This window comes from Achromobacter sp. D10 (genome assembly GCF_035282245.1).
Classification (GTDB): domain Bacteria; phylum Pseudomonadota; class Gammaproteobacteria; order Burkholderiales; family Burkholderiaceae_B; genus Achromobacter; species Achromobacter insolitus.
This window is the reverse complement of record NZ_JAYJLE010000015.1, coordinates 55,361-74,231: the sequence shown is the minus strand read 5'-3', so window position 1 is coordinate 74,231 and position 18,871 is coordinate 55,361. Positions and strand designations below refer to the sequence as shown.

Sequence of the window (18,871 nt, the reverse complement as noted above, 5' to 3'; positions counted from 1 at the left end):
CTTGGACTTACGCAGCCCCGGCGCGGTCAACGCATCTCGAATGCTTCCTGATGCCAGCGCACGGACTGGACGCCCAGCTTGCGCAGGCCGCGCCTGAGCGCGTCCGACAGGCCGGCGGGTCCGCAGAACCAGACGTCGGCGACGTGGCCCGCGGCCACCGCGCCCTGTGCCAGCGTACCCGCCGTCAGCGTGTCGCCGTCGCGCGCGCTGTGGACGGTGAGCGTCACGCCGTCCAGCGCAGCGCAGCGTTCCTTGAGCAGCGGCACGAACGGATCGGTCGAGGCGTCGCGCACGCAGTAATGCAGCCACACGCGCGGCGTCGGGGCCTGTCCGTCCTGCAAGGCCTCCAGCCACGCGAGAAACGGCGTAACGCCGATCCCGCCCGCGACCCAGACCTGGGCCTGGGACGTTGCGCCCGCGTCCGGCGTCAACTGAAAGCGCCCGTAGGGGCCCTCGACGCCGACCGGCTGGCCGATGCGCAGCGTGCGCGCCAGCTTGCGGGTGTAGTCGCCCAGCGCCTTGATCTGGAACGTGACGCGGCGCTCGCCCTGATGCGGGGCGCTGGCGATGGTATAGGGATGGGCGCCTTCCTTGCGGTCAAAAGTGACGAAGGCGAACTGTCCCGCCTGATGCCCGCGCCAGTTGCCGTCGAGTTCGCAGCTGACCTCCAGGATGCCGCCTGGCTGGTGAGTCAGCGACACGATCCTGCCTTGCGCGCGGCGGCCGCTGCCCACGCGTCCCAAGAGCGCCATCAGTGCGGCATACAAACCGGCGGACAACAGCGGAATCAGCAGCAGGCCCGCGGGACCGCTCCAGTAGCGCGCGGGAGCCAGCGCCGCCGTGTGGAACACCAGCGCCAGGAACAGCACAGGCATGGCGCGGTGCAGGAGACGCCATCCCCGGTAGGGAAAGCGCCGCCACAACGTGATTGCCAGCATCGCGAGCAGCAGGTAGATCGACCATTCGCCCAGGTCCTTGGCCAGGCCGCGGGAGCTTTCAAAGAGCGGCAGTACGACGTCGCGGGCGGGGCGGTTGGCCGCGTCCGCCAGGCTTTTCAACGGGCCGCTGGCCAGCTTCAGCAACCAATGCATGGCGCCGGCTGACACAGCGAGGATGCCGGCCCATTTATGCAGCCGGTAGATCTTGTCCATGCCGCCCAGGGGGCGTTCCAGCCACGCGGGCCGCAGCGCCAGCAGCATGATCAATGCCATCAGTCCGATGGACCAGACGCCGGTGAGGTAGAGGCCTTGCTGGCGCGCCACCCAGTACCAGGCGCCTACGCCTGGCGGCTGCAGGATGAACGCGTCCAGGCCCCAGGCCAGGGTGAGGACGAGCAAAAAGCCGCCTAGGGCGGCGCCGGTTCCTATCGGTTTCATGATGGTATCCGTGTCGGGCGCCCGGCCCGCCGGATGCGGGCGGAGCGTGGGAAGGCGCGTGCGCGCCGGCGCTTCAGTCCTTGATGCGGCTGCGCAGGACGGCGCCGCTCTGGGCGTCCACCCGCAGCTTCACGCGCTGGCCTTGCGCGTTGTCGGCCTTGACGTCGTAGCGGCCGTGCTCGAGCTCGATCTCGGTGATGTTGCGATAGCCTGCGGCGGTCAGCGTGTCGTAGATCTGGCGCACGGTCAGCGTCGCGCTGGCGGGGGCCGTGGCGGCGGGCTGGGCCGGCGCCGGGGCGGGCGTCTGGGCGTGCACGGCGGCGGCGCCGGTCAGGGTGGCGGCGCCAAGCGCCAGGGCGGCCAGGGTGTTGCGGATTGCGGTCATGGAATGGCTCCTAGGTTGTTGCGGGTTGCCGGAATGGCGACCATGACCGCATTATTCGGGTGTGCGGATGAACCAATTCTGAAGCTGCCGTTCACGTGCCGTTCATTTTTCCGGCGCTATAACTGGGCGGGCAATCGCCTCTTTTGGCGGACCCTGAATGCGAAAGAAACCATGATCCCTGGAACCCGTACCCGAATCTGGCTGTCTTGCGGCGCGCTGATGCTGGCGCTGGCCGCGGGCCCCAGCGCGGGCCTCGCGGACGAAAGCGACCACGAACAGGCGCGCCAGGCGCTGCAGGCGGGCAAGGTCCTGCCCCTGCGCTCGGTGCTCGACATCGTCGAGCGCGACTATCCTGGGCAGGTGGTCAAGGTCGAATTCGAGGAAGACGATGGCGAATTCATCTACGAGATCCGGCTGCTGCAAAACGGCGGCCGCCTGGTCAAGCTGAAGATCGATGCACGCGACGGCAAGGTGTTGGGCGTGAAGGGCCGCGACATCCAATTCCGGGACAAGCACTGATGCGCATACTGGTGGTCGAAGACGAACCCACGCTGGCCGCGCAGCTGGCCGATGCCTTGCGCCAGGCGGGCTACACGGTGGATACCGCGGCGGACGGCGGCACGGCGCAATACATGGGTGCGGTCGAGGCCTACGACGTCGTCGTGCTGGATCTGGGCCTGCCGGTCATGGACGGCCTGACGGTGCTCAAGCAATGGCGCGCCGGCGGTCAGGGCATGCCGGTGTTGATCCTGACGGCGCGCGACAACTGGCATGAGAAGGTCGCCGGCATCGACGCCGGCGCCGACGATTACCTGACCAAGCCCTTCCACATGGAAGAGCTGCTGGCGCGGGTGCGGGCGCTGCTGCGCCGCTCCAGCAACCACGCCAGCGCGCAGTGGCGCTGCGGATCGCTGATGCTGGACACGCGACTGGCCAAGGTCACGGTCGACGGCCAGGCGCTGTCCCTGACCAGCCACGAATTCAAGGTGCTGGCCGTCTTGATGCAGCGCGCGGGCGAAGTCATTTCGCGCAGCGAACTGACGGAGCACGTCTACGCCCAGGACCATGACCGCGATTCCAACACCATCGATGTGTTCATCGCGCGGTTGCGCAAGAAACTGCCGCCCGACACCATCGAAACCGTGCGCGGCCTGGGCTACCGCCTGGCATGCGCCGCATGATGGCCGGACGCGCGCGCGCGCCGGGCTCGCTGCGCTGGCGTCTGTTGGCCGGTACGCTGGCCTGGATCCTGATCACGGTAGTGCTGGCCGGGTGGGGCCTGGCCAGCCTGTTCCGCCAGCACATCACCGAACAGTTGCGCGCCGAACTGACCCTGCACCTGAATCAGCTCACGGCCGCCGTGAACACCGGTCCGGACGGCCGCCTCGTCGTGTCGCCGCCTTTGAGCGATCCGCGCCTGGAGCAGCCGCTATCGGGCCTGTACTGGCAGATCGACCGGCTCGATGAACAGGGCCGCCCGGCAGCCGTGGGCGCGGCGCGCTCGCGTTCTCTTTGGGACCAGGTGCTGGAGATTCCCGCGGCGGACAGCGCCGACGGCATCTACGACATCGCGGGTCCGGAAAAACACCGCCTGACGGCACTGACGCGCACGCTCGAGCCCGCAGAGACCGAGGCTTCGCCGCTGCGCCTGATCGTGGCCGCCGACAGTCAGGTGCTCGCCGAGCCCATCGGCCGCTTCAACCATATGCTGCTGATTTCGCTGGGCGCGCTGGCGGCAGGACTGACGGTGGCCGCGGTGGTGCAGGTGGTGGTCGGGCTGCGGCCTCTGGCAAGGCTCAGGCGTCAGCTGGCCACCCAGCACGGGGGCGCCAGCACGCGTATAGAAGGCCGCTTTCCCAGCGAAATCCAGCCCCTGGTGGATGATTTCAACCGTGTCCTGGATGTCAACGCCGACATGGTCCAACGCGCACGCACGCAGGCCGGAAACCTGGCCCATGCGGTAAAGACGCCACTGACGATCCTCGGCAATGCCGCGGCGCGCGAAGAGGGGCCGCTGGCGGCGCTGGTGCAGGAACAGGTTGGCGTGGCGCGCCGCCAGATCGACTATCACCTGGCGCGCGCCCGCGCCGCCGCGGCCTCCGGCGCGGCCGACAGCCGCACCCCATTGCGCAAACCCATCGAAGGGCTGCTGCGCGTCATGCAGCGCTTGTATGCGCAGCGCGGATTGCTGCTGGAAATGCCCGCGTTTGCCGAGGGCCTGGTGTTCCGTGGCGAAGAGCAGGATCTGCAGGAGATGGTCGGCAATCTGTTGGATAACGCCTGCAAATGGGCGGAACGCCAGGTGCAGGTCACGGCGCTTGCGACCGGCGCCGGCCAGTTGCTCATCCAGATCGACGACGATGGTCCCGGCATTGCCGACGAGGAGCGCGAGCTCATCTTCCTGCGTGGTGTGCGCATGGATGAACAGCGCCCGGGATCGGGCCTGGGGCTGGACATCGTGCGCGACCTGGCCAGCACTTACGGCGGGCAGGTGAGAGCGGAGCGATCCCCGCTGGGCGGCTTGAGAGTGTGCTTGTGGCTGCCGGCCGCTTGAGGCCGGCGCCCAGGCTCACTTGACCAGCGTGACGGGTACCTCGGCCAGTTGCAGCACCTGGTTGGCCACCGAGCCGATCAGGATGTTCGTCAGCGAGCCGTTGCCGCGCGTGCCCATGACGATGCGGGCGCAGCCATGGTCTTGCGCGTAGCCGGCGATTTCCGTCGCCACGTGGCCGAATTCGACATGGCTGGTGTAATCGGTGCCGGTCACGTCCAGCAGCTTGCGCGCCTCGTCCGTGGCTTCCTGGCCTTCGCGCAGGTAGAACTCGTCGATCATGTCCTGCGTGATCAGGCGCGACAGGCCCGCGCGGCCCTGCACGGGAGTCTGGATGTTAAGCAGGTGGACGCGCGCGGAACCGGCGCCTTGGGCAAGCTGGCGGGCATACAGGACGGCGCGGTTGGCGTTGTCGGAGCCGTCTACGGGGACCAGGATGTTCAGCATGGATGCTCCTTGACGGTTACTTGACCAGGGTGACGGGCAGCTCCGTCAAGTGCAGCACGCGGGTGGCGACGGACCCGAGGAACCAGGACGACACCGAGCCCAGCCCGCGCGAACCCATGTAGATCTCGTCGGCGCCGGATTCGTCGGCGACGCGCACGATGGTCTCCGCCGCCGCGCCCACTTCCACGCGCGCCTGGAAGGGCACGCCCGCCCGGGTCAGCAGGTCGCTGGCGGCTTGCAGCGCGTTGCGCCCCTCTTCTTCGTGATAGGCGTCGATTTCGGCTTGCGACAAGCCGCGGCCGATCTTGCCTGCCTTCAGGGGGATCTGGACGGTAAGCAGCTCCACGCGTTCGACCGGGTCGTAGTCGCGGGCGTCGAGCAAGGCTTGGACCGCATGGACGGCCGGCTGCGAGCCGTCCACGGGGATCAGGATGCGTTTCATGAGCGTCTCCTTGTGCGCGCCGCGGGCGGCGTTGTCGTTCACTGTATCCGAATTATTGGCCGAATCCGACAGGCGCGGAATGCGCGGGATCAAACCGGGCGCATTCAGCGCCAGCGCGGCTCCAGCGTGTGCGCTGCAAGCGCCTGTCCCAGGAGGCGGCTCGCCAGCGTGCCCAGGGAATCCGCCGCGCCGCTGGTTTCCAGGCGCAGTGCGCCCGGTCCCGAGGCGCGCAGCAGGCCGCGTTCCTGTAACTGGTGACGCAGCCGGCGCGCGACGGGCGCGCCGGTTTCCAGCAGCGGCACGCCGGGGCCGGCGGCTGCCTGGATTGCCTCGCGCAGGAAGGGAAAATGCGTGCAGCCCAGCACCAGCACGTCGGCGCCAGCTTCGCGCAGCTCCGCCACGGGGGCGCGCACCGCGGCCTCGGCCTCGGGGCCGCCGAGCACGCCTTGCTCCACCAGCCGCACCCACTCGGGGCAGGGCTTGAACAGGATGCGGACTTCGGGCGCCTCGCGCTGGACCAGCGAAGCGAACTTTGGGCTGGCCAAGGTGCCGGTGGTGGCGAAAACGCCCACCACGCCGGTGCTGGTCAGGTGCGCCGCGGGCTTGATGGCGGGCTCCACGCCGATGATGACCAATCCTGGGTGGCGCTGGCGCAGCTGGGCGATGGCGGCCGCCGTCGCGGTGTTGCAGGCCACCACCATGGCCTTGGCCTGGCGCGACACGAAGTAGTCGGCCAGCATGCTGGCGCGCTGCTCGACATACTCCTGCGTCTTTTCGCCGTAGGGCACGTGGGCCGAATCGGCCACGTACAGCAGGGATTCGTGGGGCAGGGCGTCGCGGATGGCGCGCAGCACGCTCAGGCCGCCGACGCCGGAGTCGTATATGCCTATGGGTGAATCTGAAAACATGGCTGCAATGCGGAGTGCGGGTGCCGGGCAGTGTAGCGCCGCGCGTTCAGGCCAGGGATTCCTCCCGCTGCCGGCGCGCCTCGTCGATCAGCTTGCGGGCGGCGCCGGACAGGGATTCGTCGCGCCAGATCAGGTTCAGCGGCGCGCGCAGTTCCGCGGGCTGGGCCAGGTTGACGTAGACCACCCCCTCGATGTTCACGCGGCGCAGCGACGCGGGCACCAGCGACACGCCCAGGCCCGCCGCCACGAGGCTGAGGGTGGACAGCATGCGCGGCGCTTCCTGGGCCACGCGGGGGCTGAAGCCGGCGGCGCCGCAGGCGGCGATGATGGCGTCGTACAGGCCGGGGCCGCTGTGGCGGCGGTAGAGAATCAGGGATTCCTCGGCCAGCTCGGACAACGCGATGCGCTTGCGCGACCGACCCTTTACGGCAGGGTGGTCGGCGGGAAAAGCAGCCAGCATCGGTTCTTCCAGCACGGTCTCCACCACCACGCCGGGCCCCAGCCCGTAGGGGCCGCGGATGAAAGCCACGTCCACGCGGCCCGCGCCCACGGCCTCCATCAGTTCGCCCGTGCTGCTTTCCTCCAGCACCAGCCGCACGTTCGGCGCGGCTTCCCGGAAACGGCGGATGACGGATGGCACGAAGGGATGGAAAGCGGCCGATCCTGTGAAGCCGACGGTCAGGCGTCCCGCCTCTCCCTGCGATACGCGCCGCACGCCTTCCACGGCCTGGTCCACCAGGGTCACGATGTTACGCGCATCGTCCAATAGCGCGCGGCCGCTTTCGGTCAGCTCCATGCCGCGCGGCAGGCGGTGAAACAGCGTGACGCCCAATTCCTGTTCCAGCACGCGGATCTGCTGGCTGAGCGGCGGCTGGCGTATGCCCAGCCGGGCGGCGGCCTTGGTCAGATGGGATTCCTCGGCGACGGCCAGGAAGTAGCGCAGCAGCCTGAGATCGACGGATGCCATATTTAACCGATATGAATATATAGATAGTCATATATTAGACATTATCCGAACCGAAGAGTAGGCTGCAATCTCGTTGGTTTCCCCATATTCCACCCCGCGCCCTTCCCCCGGCGCCGGCATAAAAATGATGAACGCAGCACCTTCCATCCCTGAGGCCGAACTTCGGCCCGCGCCCACTTGCGGGCAACTGTTCTACGGATTTCTCATGCTGGGCCTGACGGCCTTCGGCGGCGCCCTGCCACTGGCGCGGCGTATGGTCGTCGAAAAGCACCGCTGGCTCAGCGGCGCCGAATTCACCGATCTGCTGGGCCTGTGCCAGTTCCTGCCCGGCGGCAACATCATCAACCTGTCGGTGGCGCTGGGCATGAAATTCCGCGGTCCGCGAGGAGCCTTTGCGGCGTTGATGGGGCTGATCCTGGCGCCGTCCGCCATCGTGGTGTTGCTGGGCATGGTGTACGACCGTTTCCAGAACGACCCGCATATCCAGCACCTGTTCGCCGGACTGGCGGCGGCCGCCGCGGGCCTGCTGATCTCGATGGCGGTGAAGATCGGGCTGCCGGTCATCAAGCGGCGGGACTGGCTGGCCGGCGTGGTGGCTACCGCCTGTTTCATCGCTATCGCCGTGCTGCGCATTCCTCTCTTGCCCACCATGGCGGTGCTGACGCCACTGAGCATTCTGATGGTCTGGAGGCAACGTCGATGATCCACACACTGATCGCCCTGGCCCTGATCTTCTCTGAACTGTCCGTGCTGGCGTTTGGCGGCGGCAACACCATCCTGCCCGAGATGCAGCGCCAGGTGGTGGAGGTGCACGGCTGGATGAGCGCGGCGGACTTTTCCGCGTTGTTCGCCTTGGGACAGGCCGCGCCGGGACCCAATCTGATGGTGGTCACGCTGGTCGGCTGGCATGTGGCGGGCGGGCTGGGCATGTTGGTCACCACCATCGCCAAGTTCGGTCCGTCCTCCCTCATCACCGTGATCGCCCTGGGACTGTGGGAACGCTTCAAGGACCGCCCGTGGCGCGGAGTCATACAGGCAGGCATCTTTCCCATGACGGTGGGGCTAGTGGCGGCCAGCGCGGCGCTCATTACCGAGGCCTCGGTGCATACCTGGCTGCTGGGCGCCATCACTGCAGTGGTGGCGCTGCTGGGCAGCGGCACCCGCATCCACCCGTTGTGGCTGCTGTTCGGCGGTGCACTGGTCGGTTTGCTCGGCATCGGTTAGCGTTAGCGTCAACGGGCCCCACGGGGTCTGCTTACGCCAAGGAGCGCCGCATGCCGCCGGTCAAGGATTTCGAGCCCGAGGACGATTCCGCTTCCGGCGCCGCGCTGCCGTTCTTCCATGCGCATCGCCGGCTCGTCGCTTGCGCCGGCTTGCTTCTGGCCACGGCAGGCGGCCTGTACGCCCTGGGCGTGCCGTGGGTGCTGGCGCTATTGCTGGGATTCGATGCGGGGGCGCTGGTTTTCCTGCTGATGACGGCCAGGGTTTTCGGCCGGACCAGCGCGGCGGCGATGCGCCGGCACGCCCAGCAGCAGGACGTGGGCCGCACCGGCGTGCTGTGGAGCAGCGTGGCGCTGTCCTGCATGGTCATGATGGCCTTGTGGGTGGAGCTGCAAGGCGAGGGCGGGGTGAGCAGCGTGCTCGCCATGCTGGCCGCCGCCGCGACCATCATCCTGTCCTGGCTCTACATGAACATGATCTTCGCGTTGCACTATGCGCACGGCTACTACGGCCATGGCAACGCCATGCACAAGGGCCTGGACTTCCCGGGCACTGACGAACCCGATTACTGGGATTTCGCCTATTTCGCGCTGGTGCTGGGTATGACGTTCCAGGTGTCGGACGTGCAGATCGTGAACCGGCGCGTGCGTCGCACCGCGCTGACGCACAGCGTCATCGCCTTTTTCTTCAACGTCTTCATCATCGCGATCAGCGTAAACGTGGCGGCCGGCCGGGCCTAGCATCTAGCCCGGCCGGGCCGCGTCAGGTCGGGCCGCGTCAGGTCGGGCCGCGTCAGGCCGGGCCGCGTCAGGCCGCGCCCAGGCGCCACAGGGATGTGACTTCCTTCGAGCGGGCCGCGTGCAACGGATCGCTCGCGTCTTGCGCGCGGCCATGCGTGGGATGCGTGTCGATGCGTTCGATGACGCGCAGGCCGGCCTGGCTGATCATTTCCTGCAGCGCTTCGCGGCTGCGCAGGCCCAGGTGCTCGGCCAGGTCCGACAGGATCAGCCAGCCTTCGCCGTTGGGCGTCAGGTGCGCCGTCAGGCCATTGAGGAATCCGCGCAGCATGCGGCTGTCGGGATCATAGACCGCATGTTCCACGGGCGAACTGGGGCGGGCGGGCAACCACGGCGGATTGCAGACGATCAGCGACACCCGGCCTTCGGGGAAGAGGTCCGCCTGAACGACCTCGACCTGCTTGGACAGGCCCAGCCGTTCCAGGTTTTCCCGGGCGCAGGCCAAGGCGCGGGGATCCATGTCGGTGGCGATGACACGCTTGCCGCCGCGGCGCGCAATCACGGCGGCGAGCACGCCCGTGCCTGTGCCGACGTCGAAGGCCACGCTGCCGCGAGGCATCGGGGTGCGCGCCACCAGATCTATGTATTCGCCGCGCAGCGGCGAAAACACGCCGTAGTGCGGATGGATGCGGGCATTCAGGGCGGGGATTTCCACGCCTTTCTTGCGCCATTCGAAGGCGCCGATCAGGCCCAGCAACTCGCGCAGCGATGCGACATAGGGTTCGGCGGCCGGGCCATGGGCCTCTTCGCAGGCCTGCCGGGCGTCCGGTGCGCGGCGCAGCGGAATGCCATGGCCGGCGTCGAACGGAATGAGCAGCATGCCCAGGATACGCGCGCGCTGCGACTGGATCTGGCGGTGCTGGTTAAAGGCGTCCAGCAGGGTATCCACCGGTTTGCGTGGCCGCTTGTCCACGCGCCGGGTCATGGCCTGCAGCAGTTGCCGCGCATTCTGGAAATCCCCGCGCCATAGCAGGCCGACGCCTTCGCAGGCCTGGCGGTAAGCCATGTCGGCGGTCAGGGTGTCATCCGCGACCACTACGCGCTTGGGCGGCGCGGCGCCCGATTCCGAGCGCCAGCGGGCAGAGTGCGGGGTCTGGTTTTCTTCCCAGCGGATTTCGGGGACGGTCAACGTGTCGCTCCAGCAAGGCGGGGCGCGCAGGGCAGGGTGTTCATGGGGAAAGACAAAAAGAAGGGGCGGGCTGCCAATGTAGCAGCTTCGCGCCCCAACCGCGGCAGGCTGCGCCGGGCTAGGCCACCCGGGCTAGCGGGGTGAGGCGCTGGCGGTTCTGCGTAACCGCTTCCAGCACCAGCGGGTGCAGGCGTTCGTCTGTGGCGTTGCCGTCGGGATGCCGTTCCAGGAAACCCAGCAACTCATTGCGCATGCGGGGTTCCCAGAATTTGTGGATATGGTTGGCCACGCCTTCCAGCGCTTCCTGCCGGTCGGGCATGGCTTCGAAGAATTGGCCGATGCGGTTGGCCATGCGGATCAGGTTGCCGATTTCCATGCGTGCGTGAGGTCCGGTTCAGGAGATGATGCGTTGGGGGTGTGAATACAGCGTGGCGTCTTCGCCGCGCAGAAAGCCCAGCAGGCTGACGTTGGCCTGGTGGGCAAGACGGATGGCGAGCGCCGTGGGCGCGGAAACGGACGCCAGCACCGCGACGCCCGCAGCCGCGGTCTTCTGCACCATCTCGAAGCTGGCGCGGCTGGACACCACCACAATGCCATCACCGGCATGCATGGCCTGGCGCGCCAGGGCCCCCACAAGCTTGTCCAGCGCATTGTGCCGGCCCACGTCCTCGCGCACCAACGCCACCGCGCCATCCGCGCCGGCCCAGCCCGCGGCATGGGTCGCGCCGGTGATGTCGTGCAGTGCCTGGCGGGCGCGCATGTCGCGCATGGCGGCCAGCACGGCCTGGATGCGCACCGGCGCCCCGTTGGTGACCGGCGCCACCGGCCGCAGCACCTCAGGCAGTGTTTCCACGCCGCACAGCCCGCAACCCGTGCGGCCTGCCATCGCCCGTCGGCGGGACTTCAGCCGCACTTCGCAGGCGGTGGAGATTTCCAGCTGCACGACGATGCCGTCGCATTGCGGCAGCAGGTCGATACCACGCACGTCGCTGACGCTGTCGATGATGCCTTCGGACAGCGAGAAGCCCACGGCAAAATCCTCCAGGTCGGCGGGCGTGGCCAGCATGGTGGCGTGGCTGATGCCATTGAACTCCAGCGCCACCGGCGTTTCCTCGGCCACGGAGTCGCTTTCGGCGCCCGGCAACAGGACTCCGCCCCGCACGCGCGAGACCTGGACCTGCGTGCAGTCGGGGCGGGAAGTCGGTGGCGTGGGCATGAAGGCGTCCTGGCGGTTCGGGCTGGCGGTTATTTCCCGGCCAGCGCCGTCTCGCCTTCACGCGAACGCTCGTGCAGCAGCTTTTGCTGGATGTCCGCAAAGCGCGACCACTGGCGTTGCCACTCCGAAGGCTGCGACACGCGCGTGACCTGCACGGCCGTCACCTTGTACTCGGGGCAATTGGTGGCCCAGTCGGAGCTGTCGGTAGTGACGACGTTGGCGCCGGACTCGGGGAAATGGAAGGTTGTGTATACCACGCCCGGCTGCACCCTGTCGGTCAGCGTGGCCCGCAGCACGGTCTCGCCGGCGCGGCTCTGGATGCCGACCCAGTCGCCTTCCTTCACGCCGCGGTCCTCGGCGTCCTGTGGATGCAGTTCAAGTACGTCCTCGCCATGCCACATGACGTTGGGCGTGCGCCGGGTCTGCGCGCCCACGTTGTATTGCGACAGGATGCGGCCCGTGGTCAGCAGCAGCGGGAAACGGCGCGTGCTGCGTTCGTCCGTGGGCACGTACTTGGTGATCATGAACTTGCCCTTGCCGCGCACGAACTCGTCGATGTGCATGATGGGGGTGCCGTCTGGCGCTTCGTCGTTGCAGGGCCATTGCAGGCTGCCCAGCTTGTCCAGTTTTTCGTAGGTGACGCCGGCGAACGTCGGGGTCAGGCGCGCGATCTCGGCCATGATCTCGCTGGGATGCTTGTAGTCCATGGGATAGCCCAGCGCATTGGACAGCGCCACGGTCACTTCCCAGTCGGACTTGCCGTTCTTGGGCTCCATCACCTTGCGCACGCGCGAGATGCGGCGTTCGGCGTTGGTGAAGGTGCCGTCCTTTTCCAGGAACGAAGAACCGGGCAGGAAGACGTGCGCGTACTTTGCCGTCTCGTTCAGGAACAGGTCCTGCACCACGATGCACTCCATGGCCGCCAGCGATGCGGCCACGTGCTGGGTGTTGGGATCCGACTGGACGATGTCTTCGCCCTGGCAGTACAGCCCCTTGAACGAGCCGCCCAGGGCGGCCTCGAACATGTTGGGGATGCGCAGGCCCGGTTCGGGCTGCAGGGTGACGCCCCAGTCCTGTTCGAACTGCGCGCGCACCGCGTTGTCGGAAATGTGGCGGTACCCCGGCAGCTCGTGCGGGAAGGAACCCATGTCGCAGGAACCCTGCACATTGTTCTGGCCGCGCAGCGGATTCACGCCCACGCCTTCGCGGCCGACGTTGCCGGTGGCCATGGCGAGGTTGGCGATGGCCATTACGGTGGTGGAGCCCTGGCTGTGCTCGGTCACGCCCAGGCCGTAGTAGATGGAGCCGTTGCCGCCCGTGGCGTACAGGCGCGCAGCGCCGCGCACGGCCTGAGCCGGCACGCCGGTGATTTCCTCCATGGCTTCCGGGGAGTTCTCCGGCAGCGATACGAAATCGCGCCATTCATTGAAAGCGCGGGTTTCGCAGCGCTCGGCCACGAAGTTCTCGGCAATCAGGCCCTCGGTGGCGATGACGTGCGCCATCGAAGACAGCAGCGCCGTGTTGGTGCCGGGGCGCACTTGCAGGTGGAAGTCGGCCTTGATGTGCGGCGAACTCACCAGCTCGATGCGGCGCGGGTCGATCACGATCAGGCGAGCGCCCTGGCGCAGCCGGCGCTTCAACCGGGAAGCGAACACGGGGTGGCCGCTGCTCGGGTTGGCGCCCATCACGATCACCACGTCGGTGTGCATGACGGAATCGAAGGTCTGCGTTCCGGCGGATTCGCCCAGCGTCTGCTTTAGGCCATAGCCGGTGGGCGAATGGCAGACGCGCGCGCAGGTGTCGACGTTGTTGGTGCCGAAGGCCGCGCGCACCAGCTTTTGCACCAGCCAGGTCTCTTCGTTGGTGCAGCGCGACGACGTGATGCCGCCGACCGCATCGCGGCCGTATTGGGCCTGGATGCGGCGGAATTCGGAGGCCGCATAGTTGATCGCCTCGTCCCAGGACACTTCCTGCCAGGAATCGGTGATGTGCTTGCGGATCATGGGCTTGGTCACGCGTTCCTTGTGCGTCGCGTAACCCCAGGCGAAGCGGCCTTTGACGCAGGAATGGCCGCGGTTGGCTTGCCCGTCCTTCCAGGGCACCATGCGCACCACTTCCTGCCCCTTCATCTCGGCCTTGAAGCCGCAGCCCACGCCGCAGTAGGCGCAGGTGGTCACGACCGAGTGTTCGGCCTGGCCCATCATGATGACGGTCTTTTCCTGCAGGGTGGAGGTCGGACAGGCCTGCACGCAGGCGCCGCAGGACACGCATTCGCTGTCCAGGAAGGGCTGGTCCTGCCCCGGCGATACCCGCGACTCGAAGCCCTTGCCGGAGATCGTCAGGGCGAAGGTGCCTTGGGTTTCCTCGCACGCGCGCACGCAGCGGTTGCAGACGATGCACTTCGACGCGTCATAGGTGAAGTACGGATTGGACTCGTCCTTTTCGCTCTTCAGGTGATTGGCGCCGTCATAGCCGTAACGCACGTTGCGCAGCCCCACCACGCCGGCCATGTCCTGCAGTTCGCAGTCGCCGTTGGCCGGGCAGGTCAGGCAGTCCAGCGGGTGGTCGGAAATGTACAGTTCCATGACGCCGCGCCGCAGGTCGTGCAGCTTGGGCGTTTCGGTATGGACCACCATGCCGTTTTCGGCGGGCGTGGTGCACGAGGCAGGGTAGCCGCGGCGGCCTTCGATCTGCACTAGGCACAGCCGGCAGGAGCCGAAGGGCTCCAGGCTGTCGGTGGCGCACAGCTTGGGAATATTGATGCCGGCCTCGGCGGCCGCGCGCATCAGCGAGGTGCCTTCGGGCACCGTGATTTCCTGGCCGTCTATGGTCAGGGTGACGGTTGCGGCGGACTCGCGCGCCGGCGTGCCCATGTCGCGATCGCGCTTGATGACGGTTTCTAGCATGACGGTCTCGGGTTCAAGCCGCGTGCGCGGCAGAATGGGAGGACTCGATGCCGAAGTCCTGCGGAAAGTGGTTCAGCGCCGACAGCACGGGATAGGGCGCCATGCCGCCCAGGGCGCACAGCGAGCCGCCCAGCATCGTGTCGCACAGGTCGCGTAGCAGGTGCACCTGCTGTTCGCGGCCGGGGCCGCCCGCGACGATCTTGTCTATGGTTTCCACGCCGCGCGTGGAGCCGATTCGGCAAGGCGTGCATTTGCCACAGGATTCGACCGCGCAGAACTCCATCGCGTAGCGCGCCATGCGCGCCATGTCGACGGTGTCGTCGAACGCCACCAGCCCGCCATGGCCCACCATGGCCGATATCTGGATGTATGCCTCGTAGTCCAGTGGCACGTCCCATTGCGATTCGGGCAGGTAGGCGCCCAGCGGGCCGCCCACCTGCACCGCGCGCAGCGGCCGGCCGGAGGCGCTGCCGCCCCCAAAACCGTACAGCAGGTCGCGCAGGCTCAGGCCGAAGGCCTTCTCGACCAGTCCGCCATGCTTCAGGTTGCCGGCCAGCTGGAACGGCAGCGTGCCGTGCGAGCGGCCCACGCCGTAGTCCCGGTAATAGGCCGCGCCCTTGGCCAGGATGATGGGCACGGTAGCCAGCGAAATCACGTTGTTGATCACGGTGGGCTTGCCGAACAGGCCCGAGATCGCGGGCAGGGGCGGTTTGGCGCGGACCACGCCGCGCTTGCCCTCGATGCTTTCCAGCAGGGACGTTTCCTCGCCACAGATATAGGCGCCCGCGCCCTTGCGCACTTCGAGATCGAAGCGGCGGCCGCTGCCGTGCACGTCCTTGCCCAGCCATCCCACGCTGCGCGCCCGCGTGATCGCGGCCTCCAGCGTGGCTATGGCCTGTGGGTACTCGGAGCGCACGTAGATGTAGCCGTAGGTCGCGCCCACCGCCAGGCCGGCGATGGTCATGCCTTCGATCAGCACATAAGGGTCGCCTTCCATCAGCAGGCGATCGGCGAAGGTGCCGGAATCGCCTTCGTCCGCGTTGCAGACGATGTACTTCTGGTCGCCGGGGGTGCCGGCCACCGTCTTCCATTTGATGCCGGTCGGGAATGCCGCGCCGCCGCGGCCGCGCAGGCCCGAGGCGACCATTTCGTCGATGATCTGCCCTGGCTCCATGGCCAGCGCGCGTTGCAGCCCCTGCAAGCCGCCGTGCGCGGCATAGTCCTGCAAGGACAGCGGATCGGTGACGCCGACCCGTGCGAAGGTCAGGCGTTCCTGATGCTTCAGGTAGGGGATTTCTTCGGTCAGGCCCAGGCGCAACGGATGCTCGCCGCCGCTCTGCCAGCCGGCGTCGAACAGCGCGTCCACGTCTTCGGGCTGCACCGGTCCATAGGCAATGCGGCCCTGCGGCGTAACGACTTCGACCATGGGCTCCAGCCACAGCAGGCCACGCGATCCGTTGCGCACGATCTGCACGGACAGCCCGCGGGCGTCGGCTGCGCGCTCGATGTCGCGAGCGACCGTATCCGCGTCCATGGCCAGCGCCGCGGCGTCGCGCGGCACGTAGATGACGATAGGGAGGCTCATGCCTTGGCCTCCAGGGTGCGGGCAAGCAGGCGGTCCAGTTTTTGCGGCGTGACGCGGGCGTGGGGGCGGCCGTCGATCATCACCGCCGGCGACTGCGCGCACAGGCCTAGGCAGTACACCGGTTCCAGCGAAAAGTCGCCGTTCTTGCTGCTGGCGTGGAAGTCGCAGCCCAGTGCGCTGCGGGCATGGGCGGCCAGATGTTCGCCGCCCATGGCCTGGCAGGCTTCGGCGCGGCAGACCTCCAGGGTGTGGCGCGCCGCGGGTTCGCTGCGGAAATGGGGATAGAAGGTGATGACGCCGTGGACCTCGGCGCGGGACAGGTTCAGGGCCTCGGCGATGGTCTGCACCGCCGGGGCCGGAATACAGCCCAGTTCATCCTGGACCGCGTGCAGCACCGGCAGCAGCGGGCCGGGCTGGTCCTTCAGCCGGGCGAGTATGCGGGCCGTGGCCGCGATGGCCGGGGTGTGGGACGCCCGGGCCGCGTCCAGGGCCATCTGGCCGCCGCGCGCGCCGCCGCTGGACGCCAGATCGGATGTTGCCTCGCGCTGGTGCACGTCGGTCTCCTCCTGTGTTGCTGTTGTGGCGGGTGGGAGCTTGCTGTTTATATGTTTTTAAAAACATATAAAAATCCCTCAAGCCGCGTTATTTGTGTACTCTAACGGGGTAATGCACCCTCTTCAATAAGAAATAAATGACATATAAGTTCCGTATCGGCCTGCGGCCGCAATGGACTCTGGGCGGAGATGACGACCCGGCGCCCGTCCCGCTGCAGGACATGCTCGCCCTGCTGTCCGCGATCGACGCCACGGGCAACATCGCGGGCGCTTGCCGCGCCTGCGGACTGTCGTACCGGCATGCCTGGGGGGTGCTGCGCCGTTTCGAGGCCATCTTCGGTACCCAGCTGCTCATCACCAATCGGCGCCAGGGCACGCAGCTGACCCCTTTCGCCCAGCGTTTGCTGTGGGCCAACCGCCGCATCGAGGCGCGCCTGATGCCCACGCTGGACAGCATGGCCTCGGAATTGCAGGAAGAACTGGAGCGCCTGTTGCCCGAAAGCGGCCCGCACCTGCGCTTGCACGCCAGCCACGGTTTCGCCGTGGAATCGCTGATGCAGCATATGGGCAACCGCAAGCCCGGCCTGGAATTGCGTTACCGCACCGCCATCGAGGCGCTGGCCTCGCTGGAGCGGCGCGAATGCGACCTGGCGGGCTTTCAGGTGCCGCTGGGCGATTTCGAAGCGCCCATCATGGAGCGCTACGCCCAATGGCTGCACGCCGACGAGTACATGCTCATCCACCTGGCCGTGCGTAATGCCGGCCTGTTCGTGACCGCGGGCAATCCCAAGCAGATCAGCGGCATGGCGGACCTGGCGCGGCCCGACGTGCGCTTCGTCAACCGCCAGATCGGCTCCAGCACCCGCTATCTGGTGGGCCTGATGCTGCAGCGGGCGGGAGTCTCCATCAGCGAGGTACAGGGGTACGAAACCAACGAATTCACGCACATGGCCATTGCCGCGCATATCGCCAGCGGCATGGCCGACACGGGCATGGGGGTGGAGACGGCCGCCTCCCGCTTCGGCCTGGATTTCATCCCGCTCGTGCGCGAGCGCTACTTCTTCGCCATCCGCAAGTCCTCCCTGGAGACGCCAGCCATGCGCGACCTGCTCTCCATCATGCGCAGTCCGGACTACGTTGGCTACGTCAGCCAGCTGGCGGGCTACGACACCCGGGACACGGGCCGGCTGCAGACGCTGGAAGAGGCCTTTTCATGAGCACGGAACGCGATGCGCCGGGATATGATGTCCCCATGAGCAAAGTGATCTTTCTTGCCGATCGCCGCGGCGGTCCTCTGGCGCCCGTCGCGCCCGGCGAGTTGCCGCCGCATGGGCAGCCCGCGCGGGACCAGCGCGCGCGGCCGCTGCGCGACCTCCGGATCTCGGTCACGGACCGCTGCAATTTCCGCTGCACGTACTGCATGCCGCGTGAAGTCTTCGACAGCAGCTACACCTTCATGCCGCATTCCGCGCTGCTCTCGTTCGAGGAAATCAGCCGTCTGGCGGGCATTTTCACGCAGCTTGGCGTGGAGAAGATCCGCCTGACCGGCGGCGAACCCCTGCTGCGCAAACATATCGAGAACCTCGTGGGCTTGCTGGCCGAGCTGCGCACGCCCGCCGGGGCTCCGCTGGACCTGACCCTGACCACCAATGGCAGCATGCTGGCGCGCAAGGCCGCCGCGCTCAAGAGCGCGGGACTCACCCGGGTCACCGTCAGCCTGGATGCGCTGGATCCTGCCATGTTCCAGGGTATGAGCGACAGCGGCTTCACGCCGGACGACGTGCTGCGCGGCGTTGACGCCGCGGCCGAGGCCGGGCTGGCGCCGGTCAAGGTCAACATGGTGGTGCGGCGCGGCCTGAACGACGGTCAGATCCTGCCCATGGCGGAACGCTTTCGGCATTCCGGCCACATCCTGCGTTTCATCGAATACATGGACGTGGGCAATACCAACGGCTGGAATCTCGCCGAAGTCGTGCCCAGCCAGGAAGTCCTGGACCGCATCGGCGCGGCGTATCCGCTGGAGCCTGTCGCCAGTGGCGAGATGGGGCGCGTGGCCGAGCGCTGGCGCTACCTGGATGGCGGGGGCGAGATCGGCGTCATTTCCAGTGTCACGCACGCCTTTTGCGGCGGCTGTACGCGCGCGCGCCTGTCGCCGGAAGGCAAGCTCTTCCTGTGCCTGTTCGCGCATGACGGCTATGATCTGCGCGCGCCGTTGCGCGATGGCGCCAGCGACGCCGAGCTCGCCGCCATCATTGCGGGCATCTGGGCCGGACGCAGCGATAACTATTCGGAACTGCGCGGCCGCAACATGGCCGATCCAGCGCGCAAGATCGAGATGAGCTACATCGGTGGCTGAAACGCCCGTCCGCACCGGAATCGCCGGCCTG

General features: G+C 67.4%; 20 protein-coding genes. 8 read left to right on the top strand and 12 right to left on the bottom strand.

Annotated elements, in window-relative coordinates; all coding sequences use genetic code 11:
• Nucleotides 1-26 precede the first annotated feature (26 nt).
• Together VCS63_RS27010 and VCS63_RS27005 are read right to left on the bottom strand one after the other, a co-directional pair.
• Nucleotides 27-1,376, bottom strand: a complete 1,350-nt coding sequence (locus tag VCS63_RS27010) for a ferric reductase-like transmembrane domain-containing protein (RefSeq protein ID WP_063643433.1) — start codon at nt 1,374-1,376, stop codon at nt 27-29.
• Between the two features lie 73 nt (nt 1,377-1,449).
• The gene (locus VCS63_RS27005) at nt 1,450-1,761 is read right to left on the bottom strand and encodes a PepSY domain-containing protein (protein WP_063643432.1); all 312 of its coding nucleotides are present in this window, start codon (nt 1,759-1,761) and stop codon (nt 1,450-1,452) included.
• A 219-nt stretch (nt 1,762-1,980) separates the two neighbouring features.
• On the opposite strand from VCS63_RS27005, the gene VCS63_RS27000 reads away from it, so the two are divergent.
• Genes VCS63_RS27000 through VCS63_RS26990 form a run of 3 tightly spaced genes read left to right on the top strand, consistent with a single transcriptional unit; the run spans nt 1,981 to nt 4,315 of the window.
• Nucleotides 1,981-2,280: a PepSY domain-containing protein gene (locus VCS63_RS27000; protein ID WP_372341678.1), complete on the top strand. Its 300-nt coding sequence runs from the start codon at nt 1,981-1,983 to the stop codon at nt 2,278-2,280.
• Nucleotides 2,280-2,942 carry a response regulator transcription factor gene (locus VCS63_RS26995; RefSeq protein WP_042794845.1) on the top strand — a complete coding sequence of 221 codons (663 nt, stop codon included), beginning with the start codon at nt 2,280-2,282 and terminating at the stop codon, nt 2,940-2,942. The genes VCS63_RS27000 and VCS63_RS26995 overlap by 1 nt, the downstream gene beginning before the upstream one ends.
• Nucleotides 2,939-4,315 carry a sensor histidine kinase gene (locus VCS63_RS26990; protein WP_149063944.1) on the top strand — a complete coding sequence of 459 codons (1,377 nt, stop codon included), beginning with the start codon at nt 2,939-2,941 and terminating at the stop codon, nt 4,313-4,315. The genes VCS63_RS26995 and VCS63_RS26990 overlap by 4 nt, the downstream gene beginning before the upstream one ends.
• Nucleotides 4,316-4,330: 15 nt before the next feature.
• Here the strand turns inward: VCS63_RS26990 and VCS63_RS26985 are convergent, their stop codons facing one another.
• The 4 genes from VCS63_RS26985 to VCS63_RS26970 form a co-directional block, all read right to left on the bottom strand.
• Nucleotides 4,331-4,759 (bottom strand): universal stress protein, encoded by a 429-nt coding sequence (locus VCS63_RS26985; RefSeq protein WP_323881545.1) that lies wholly within the window; start codon nt 4,757-4,759, stop codon nt 4,331-4,333.
• Between the two features lie 16 nt (nt 4,760-4,775).
• Nucleotides 4,776-5,201, bottom strand: coding sequence for a universal stress protein (locus VCS63_RS26980; RefSeq protein WP_042797291.1), 426 nt, complete (start codon nt 5,199-5,201; stop codon nt 4,776-4,778).
• A 104-nt stretch (nt 5,202-5,305) separates the two neighbouring features.
• A complete protein-coding gene (gene murI / locus VCS63_RS26975) occupies nt 5,306-6,109 on the bottom strand; it encodes a glutamate racemase (RefSeq protein WP_088607853.1) in 804 nt (267 codons plus the stop codon).
• Nucleotides 6,110-6,155: 46 nt separating this feature from the next.
• A complete protein-coding gene (locus VCS63_RS26970) occupies nt 6,156-7,076 on the bottom strand; it encodes a LysR family transcriptional regulator (protein WP_063643428.1) in 921 nt (306 codons plus the stop codon).
• Between the two features lie 124 nt (nt 7,077-7,200).
• Between VCS63_RS26970 and VCS63_RS26965 the strand changes: the two genes are divergently transcribed.
• The 3 genes from VCS63_RS26965 to VCS63_RS26955 are packed head-to-tail and all read left to right on the top strand — an operon-like array spanning nt 7,201 to nt 9,037.
• Nucleotides 7,201-7,779, top strand: a complete 579-nt coding sequence (locus VCS63_RS26965; protein ID WP_082884786.1) for a chromate transporter — start codon at nt 7,201-7,203, stop codon at nt 7,777-7,779.
• Complete coding sequence (locus VCS63_RS26960) at nt 7,776-8,300, top strand: chromate transporter (protein ID WP_042794841.1); 525 nt, start codon at nt 7,776-7,778, stop codon at nt 8,298-8,300. The genes VCS63_RS26965 and VCS63_RS26960 overlap by 4 nt, the downstream gene beginning before the upstream one ends.
• A 50-nt stretch (nt 8,301-8,350) precedes the next feature.
• A complete protein-coding gene (locus VCS63_RS26955; RefSeq protein ID WP_063643427.1) occupies nt 8,351-9,037 on the top strand; it encodes a DUF1345 domain-containing protein in 687 nt (228 codons plus the stop codon).
• Nucleotides 9,038-9,104: 67 nt separating this feature from the next.
• Here VCS63_RS26955 and VCS63_RS26950 read toward each other — a convergent pair whose 3' ends face one another.
• The 6 genes from VCS63_RS26950 to VCS63_RS26925 form a co-directional block, all read right to left on the bottom strand.
• Complete coding sequence (locus VCS63_RS26950) at nt 9,105-10,223, bottom strand: class I SAM-dependent methyltransferase (RefSeq protein WP_323881542.1); 1,119 nt, start codon at nt 10,221-10,223, stop codon at nt 9,105-9,107.
• Nucleotides 10,224-10,341: 118 nt separating this feature from the next.
• Entirely contained in the window at nt 10,342-10,599 is a 258-nt protein-coding gene (locus tag VCS63_RS26945; RefSeq protein WP_042794838.1) for a formate dehydrogenase subunit delta, read from the bottom strand.
• A gap of 18 nt (nt 10,600-10,617) precedes the next feature.
• Nucleotides 10,618-11,439, bottom strand: a complete 822-nt coding sequence (gene fdhD / locus VCS63_RS26940) for a formate dehydrogenase accessory sulfurtransferase FdhD (protein ID WP_076815148.1) — start codon at nt 11,437-11,439, stop codon at nt 10,618-10,620.
• Between the two features lie 29 nt (nt 11,440-11,468).
• Nucleotides 11,469-14,345, bottom strand: a complete 2,877-nt coding sequence (fdhF, locus tag VCS63_RS26935; RefSeq protein WP_323881540.1) for a formate dehydrogenase subunit alpha — start codon at nt 14,343-14,345, stop codon at nt 11,469-11,471.
• A gap of 13 nt (nt 14,346-14,358) precedes the next feature.
• The gene (locus tag VCS63_RS26930) at nt 14,359-15,930 is read right to left on the bottom strand and encodes a formate dehydrogenase beta subunit (RefSeq protein ID WP_042794835.1); all 1,572 of its coding nucleotides are present in this window, start codon (nt 15,928-15,930) and stop codon (nt 14,359-14,361) included.
• A complete protein-coding gene (locus VCS63_RS26925; protein WP_323881538.1) occupies nt 15,927-16,484 on the bottom strand; it encodes a formate dehydrogenase subunit gamma in 558 nt (185 codons plus the stop codon). The genes VCS63_RS26930 and VCS63_RS26925 overlap by 4 nt, the downstream gene beginning before the upstream one ends.
• A 137-nt stretch (nt 16,485-16,621) precedes the next feature.
• Between VCS63_RS26925 and VCS63_RS26920 the strand changes: the two genes are divergently transcribed.
• Both VCS63_RS26920 and moaA read left to right on the top strand, forming a co-directional pair.
• Nucleotides 16,622-17,701 carry a substrate-binding domain-containing protein gene (locus VCS63_RS26920; protein WP_042794834.1) on the top strand — a complete coding sequence of 360 codons (1,080 nt, stop codon included), beginning with the start codon at nt 16,622-16,624 and terminating at the stop codon, nt 17,699-17,701.
• A gap of 35 nt (nt 17,702-17,736) precedes the next feature.
• A complete protein-coding gene (gene moaA / locus VCS63_RS26915) occupies nt 17,737-18,840 on the top strand; it encodes a GTP 3',8-cyclase MoaA (protein WP_042797288.1) in 1,104 nt (367 codons plus the stop codon).
• The last annotated feature ends 31 nt before the right edge of the window (nt 18,841-18,871 follow it).

Coding starts and splice junctions, on each gene's coding strand:
- VCS63_RS27010 (WP_063643433.1), bottom strand. CDS start 1,376: ATGAAACCGATAGGAACCGGCGCCGCCCTAGGCGGCTTTTTGCTCGTC.
- VCS63_RS27005 (WP_063643432.1), bottom strand. CDS start 1,761: ATGACCGCAATCCGCAACACCCTGGCCGCCCTGGCGCTTGGCGCCGCC.
- VCS63_RS27000 (WP_372341678.1), top strand. CDS start 1,981: ATGCTGGCGCTGGCCGCGGGCCCCAGCGCGGGCCTCGCGGACGAAAGC.
- VCS63_RS26995 (WP_042794845.1), top strand. CDS start 2,280: ATGCGCATACTGGTGGTCGAAGACGAACCCACGCTGGCCGCGCAGCTG.
- VCS63_RS26990 (WP_149063944.1), top strand. CDS start 2,939: ATGATGGCCGGACGCGCGCGCGCGCCGGGCTCGCTGCGCTGGCGTCTG.
- VCS63_RS26985 (WP_323881545.1), bottom strand. CDS start 4,759: ATGCTGAACATCCTGGTCCCCGTAGACGGCTCCGACAACGCCAACCGC.
- VCS63_RS26980 (WP_042797291.1), bottom strand. CDS start 5,201: ATGAAACGCATCCTGATCCCCGTGGACGGCTCGCAGCCGGCCGTCCAT.
- murI (WP_088607853.1), bottom strand. CDS start 6,109: ATGTTTTCAGATTCACCCATAGGCATATACGACTCCGGCGTCGGCGGC.
- VCS63_RS26970 (WP_063643428.1), bottom strand. CDS start 7,076: ATGGCATCCGTCGATCTCAGGCTGCTGCGCTACTTCCTGGCCGTCGCC.
- VCS63_RS26965 (WP_082884786.1), top strand. CDS start 7,201: ATGATGAACGCAGCACCTTCCATCCCTGAGGCCGAACTTCGGCCCGCG.
- VCS63_RS26960 (WP_042794841.1), top strand. CDS start 7,776: ATGATCCACACACTGATCGCCCTGGCCCTGATCTTCTCTGAACTGTCC.
- VCS63_RS26955 (WP_063643427.1), top strand. CDS start 8,351: ATGCCGCCGGTCAAGGATTTCGAGCCCGAGGACGATTCCGCTTCCGGC.
- VCS63_RS26945 (WP_042794838.1), bottom strand. CDS start 10,599: ATGGAAATCGGCAACCTGATCCGCATGGCCAACCGCATCGGCCAATTC.
- fdhD (WP_076815148.1), bottom strand. CDS start 11,439: ATGCCCACGCCACCGACTTCCCGCCCCGACTGCACGCAGGTCCAGGTC.
- fdhF (WP_323881540.1), bottom strand. CDS start 14,345: ATGCTAGAAACCGTCATCAAGCGCGATCGCGACATGGGCACGCCGGCG.
- VCS63_RS26930 (WP_042794835.1), bottom strand. CDS start 15,930: ATGAGCCTCCCTATCGTCATCTACGTGCCGCGCGACGCCGCGGCGCTG.
- VCS63_RS26920 (WP_042794834.1), top strand. CDS start 16,622: ATGACATATAAGTTCCGTATCGGCCTGCGGCCGCAATGGACTCTGGGC.
- moaA (WP_042797288.1), top strand. CDS start 17,737: ATGAGCAAAGTGATCTTTCTTGCCGATCGCCGCGGCGGTCCTCTGGCG.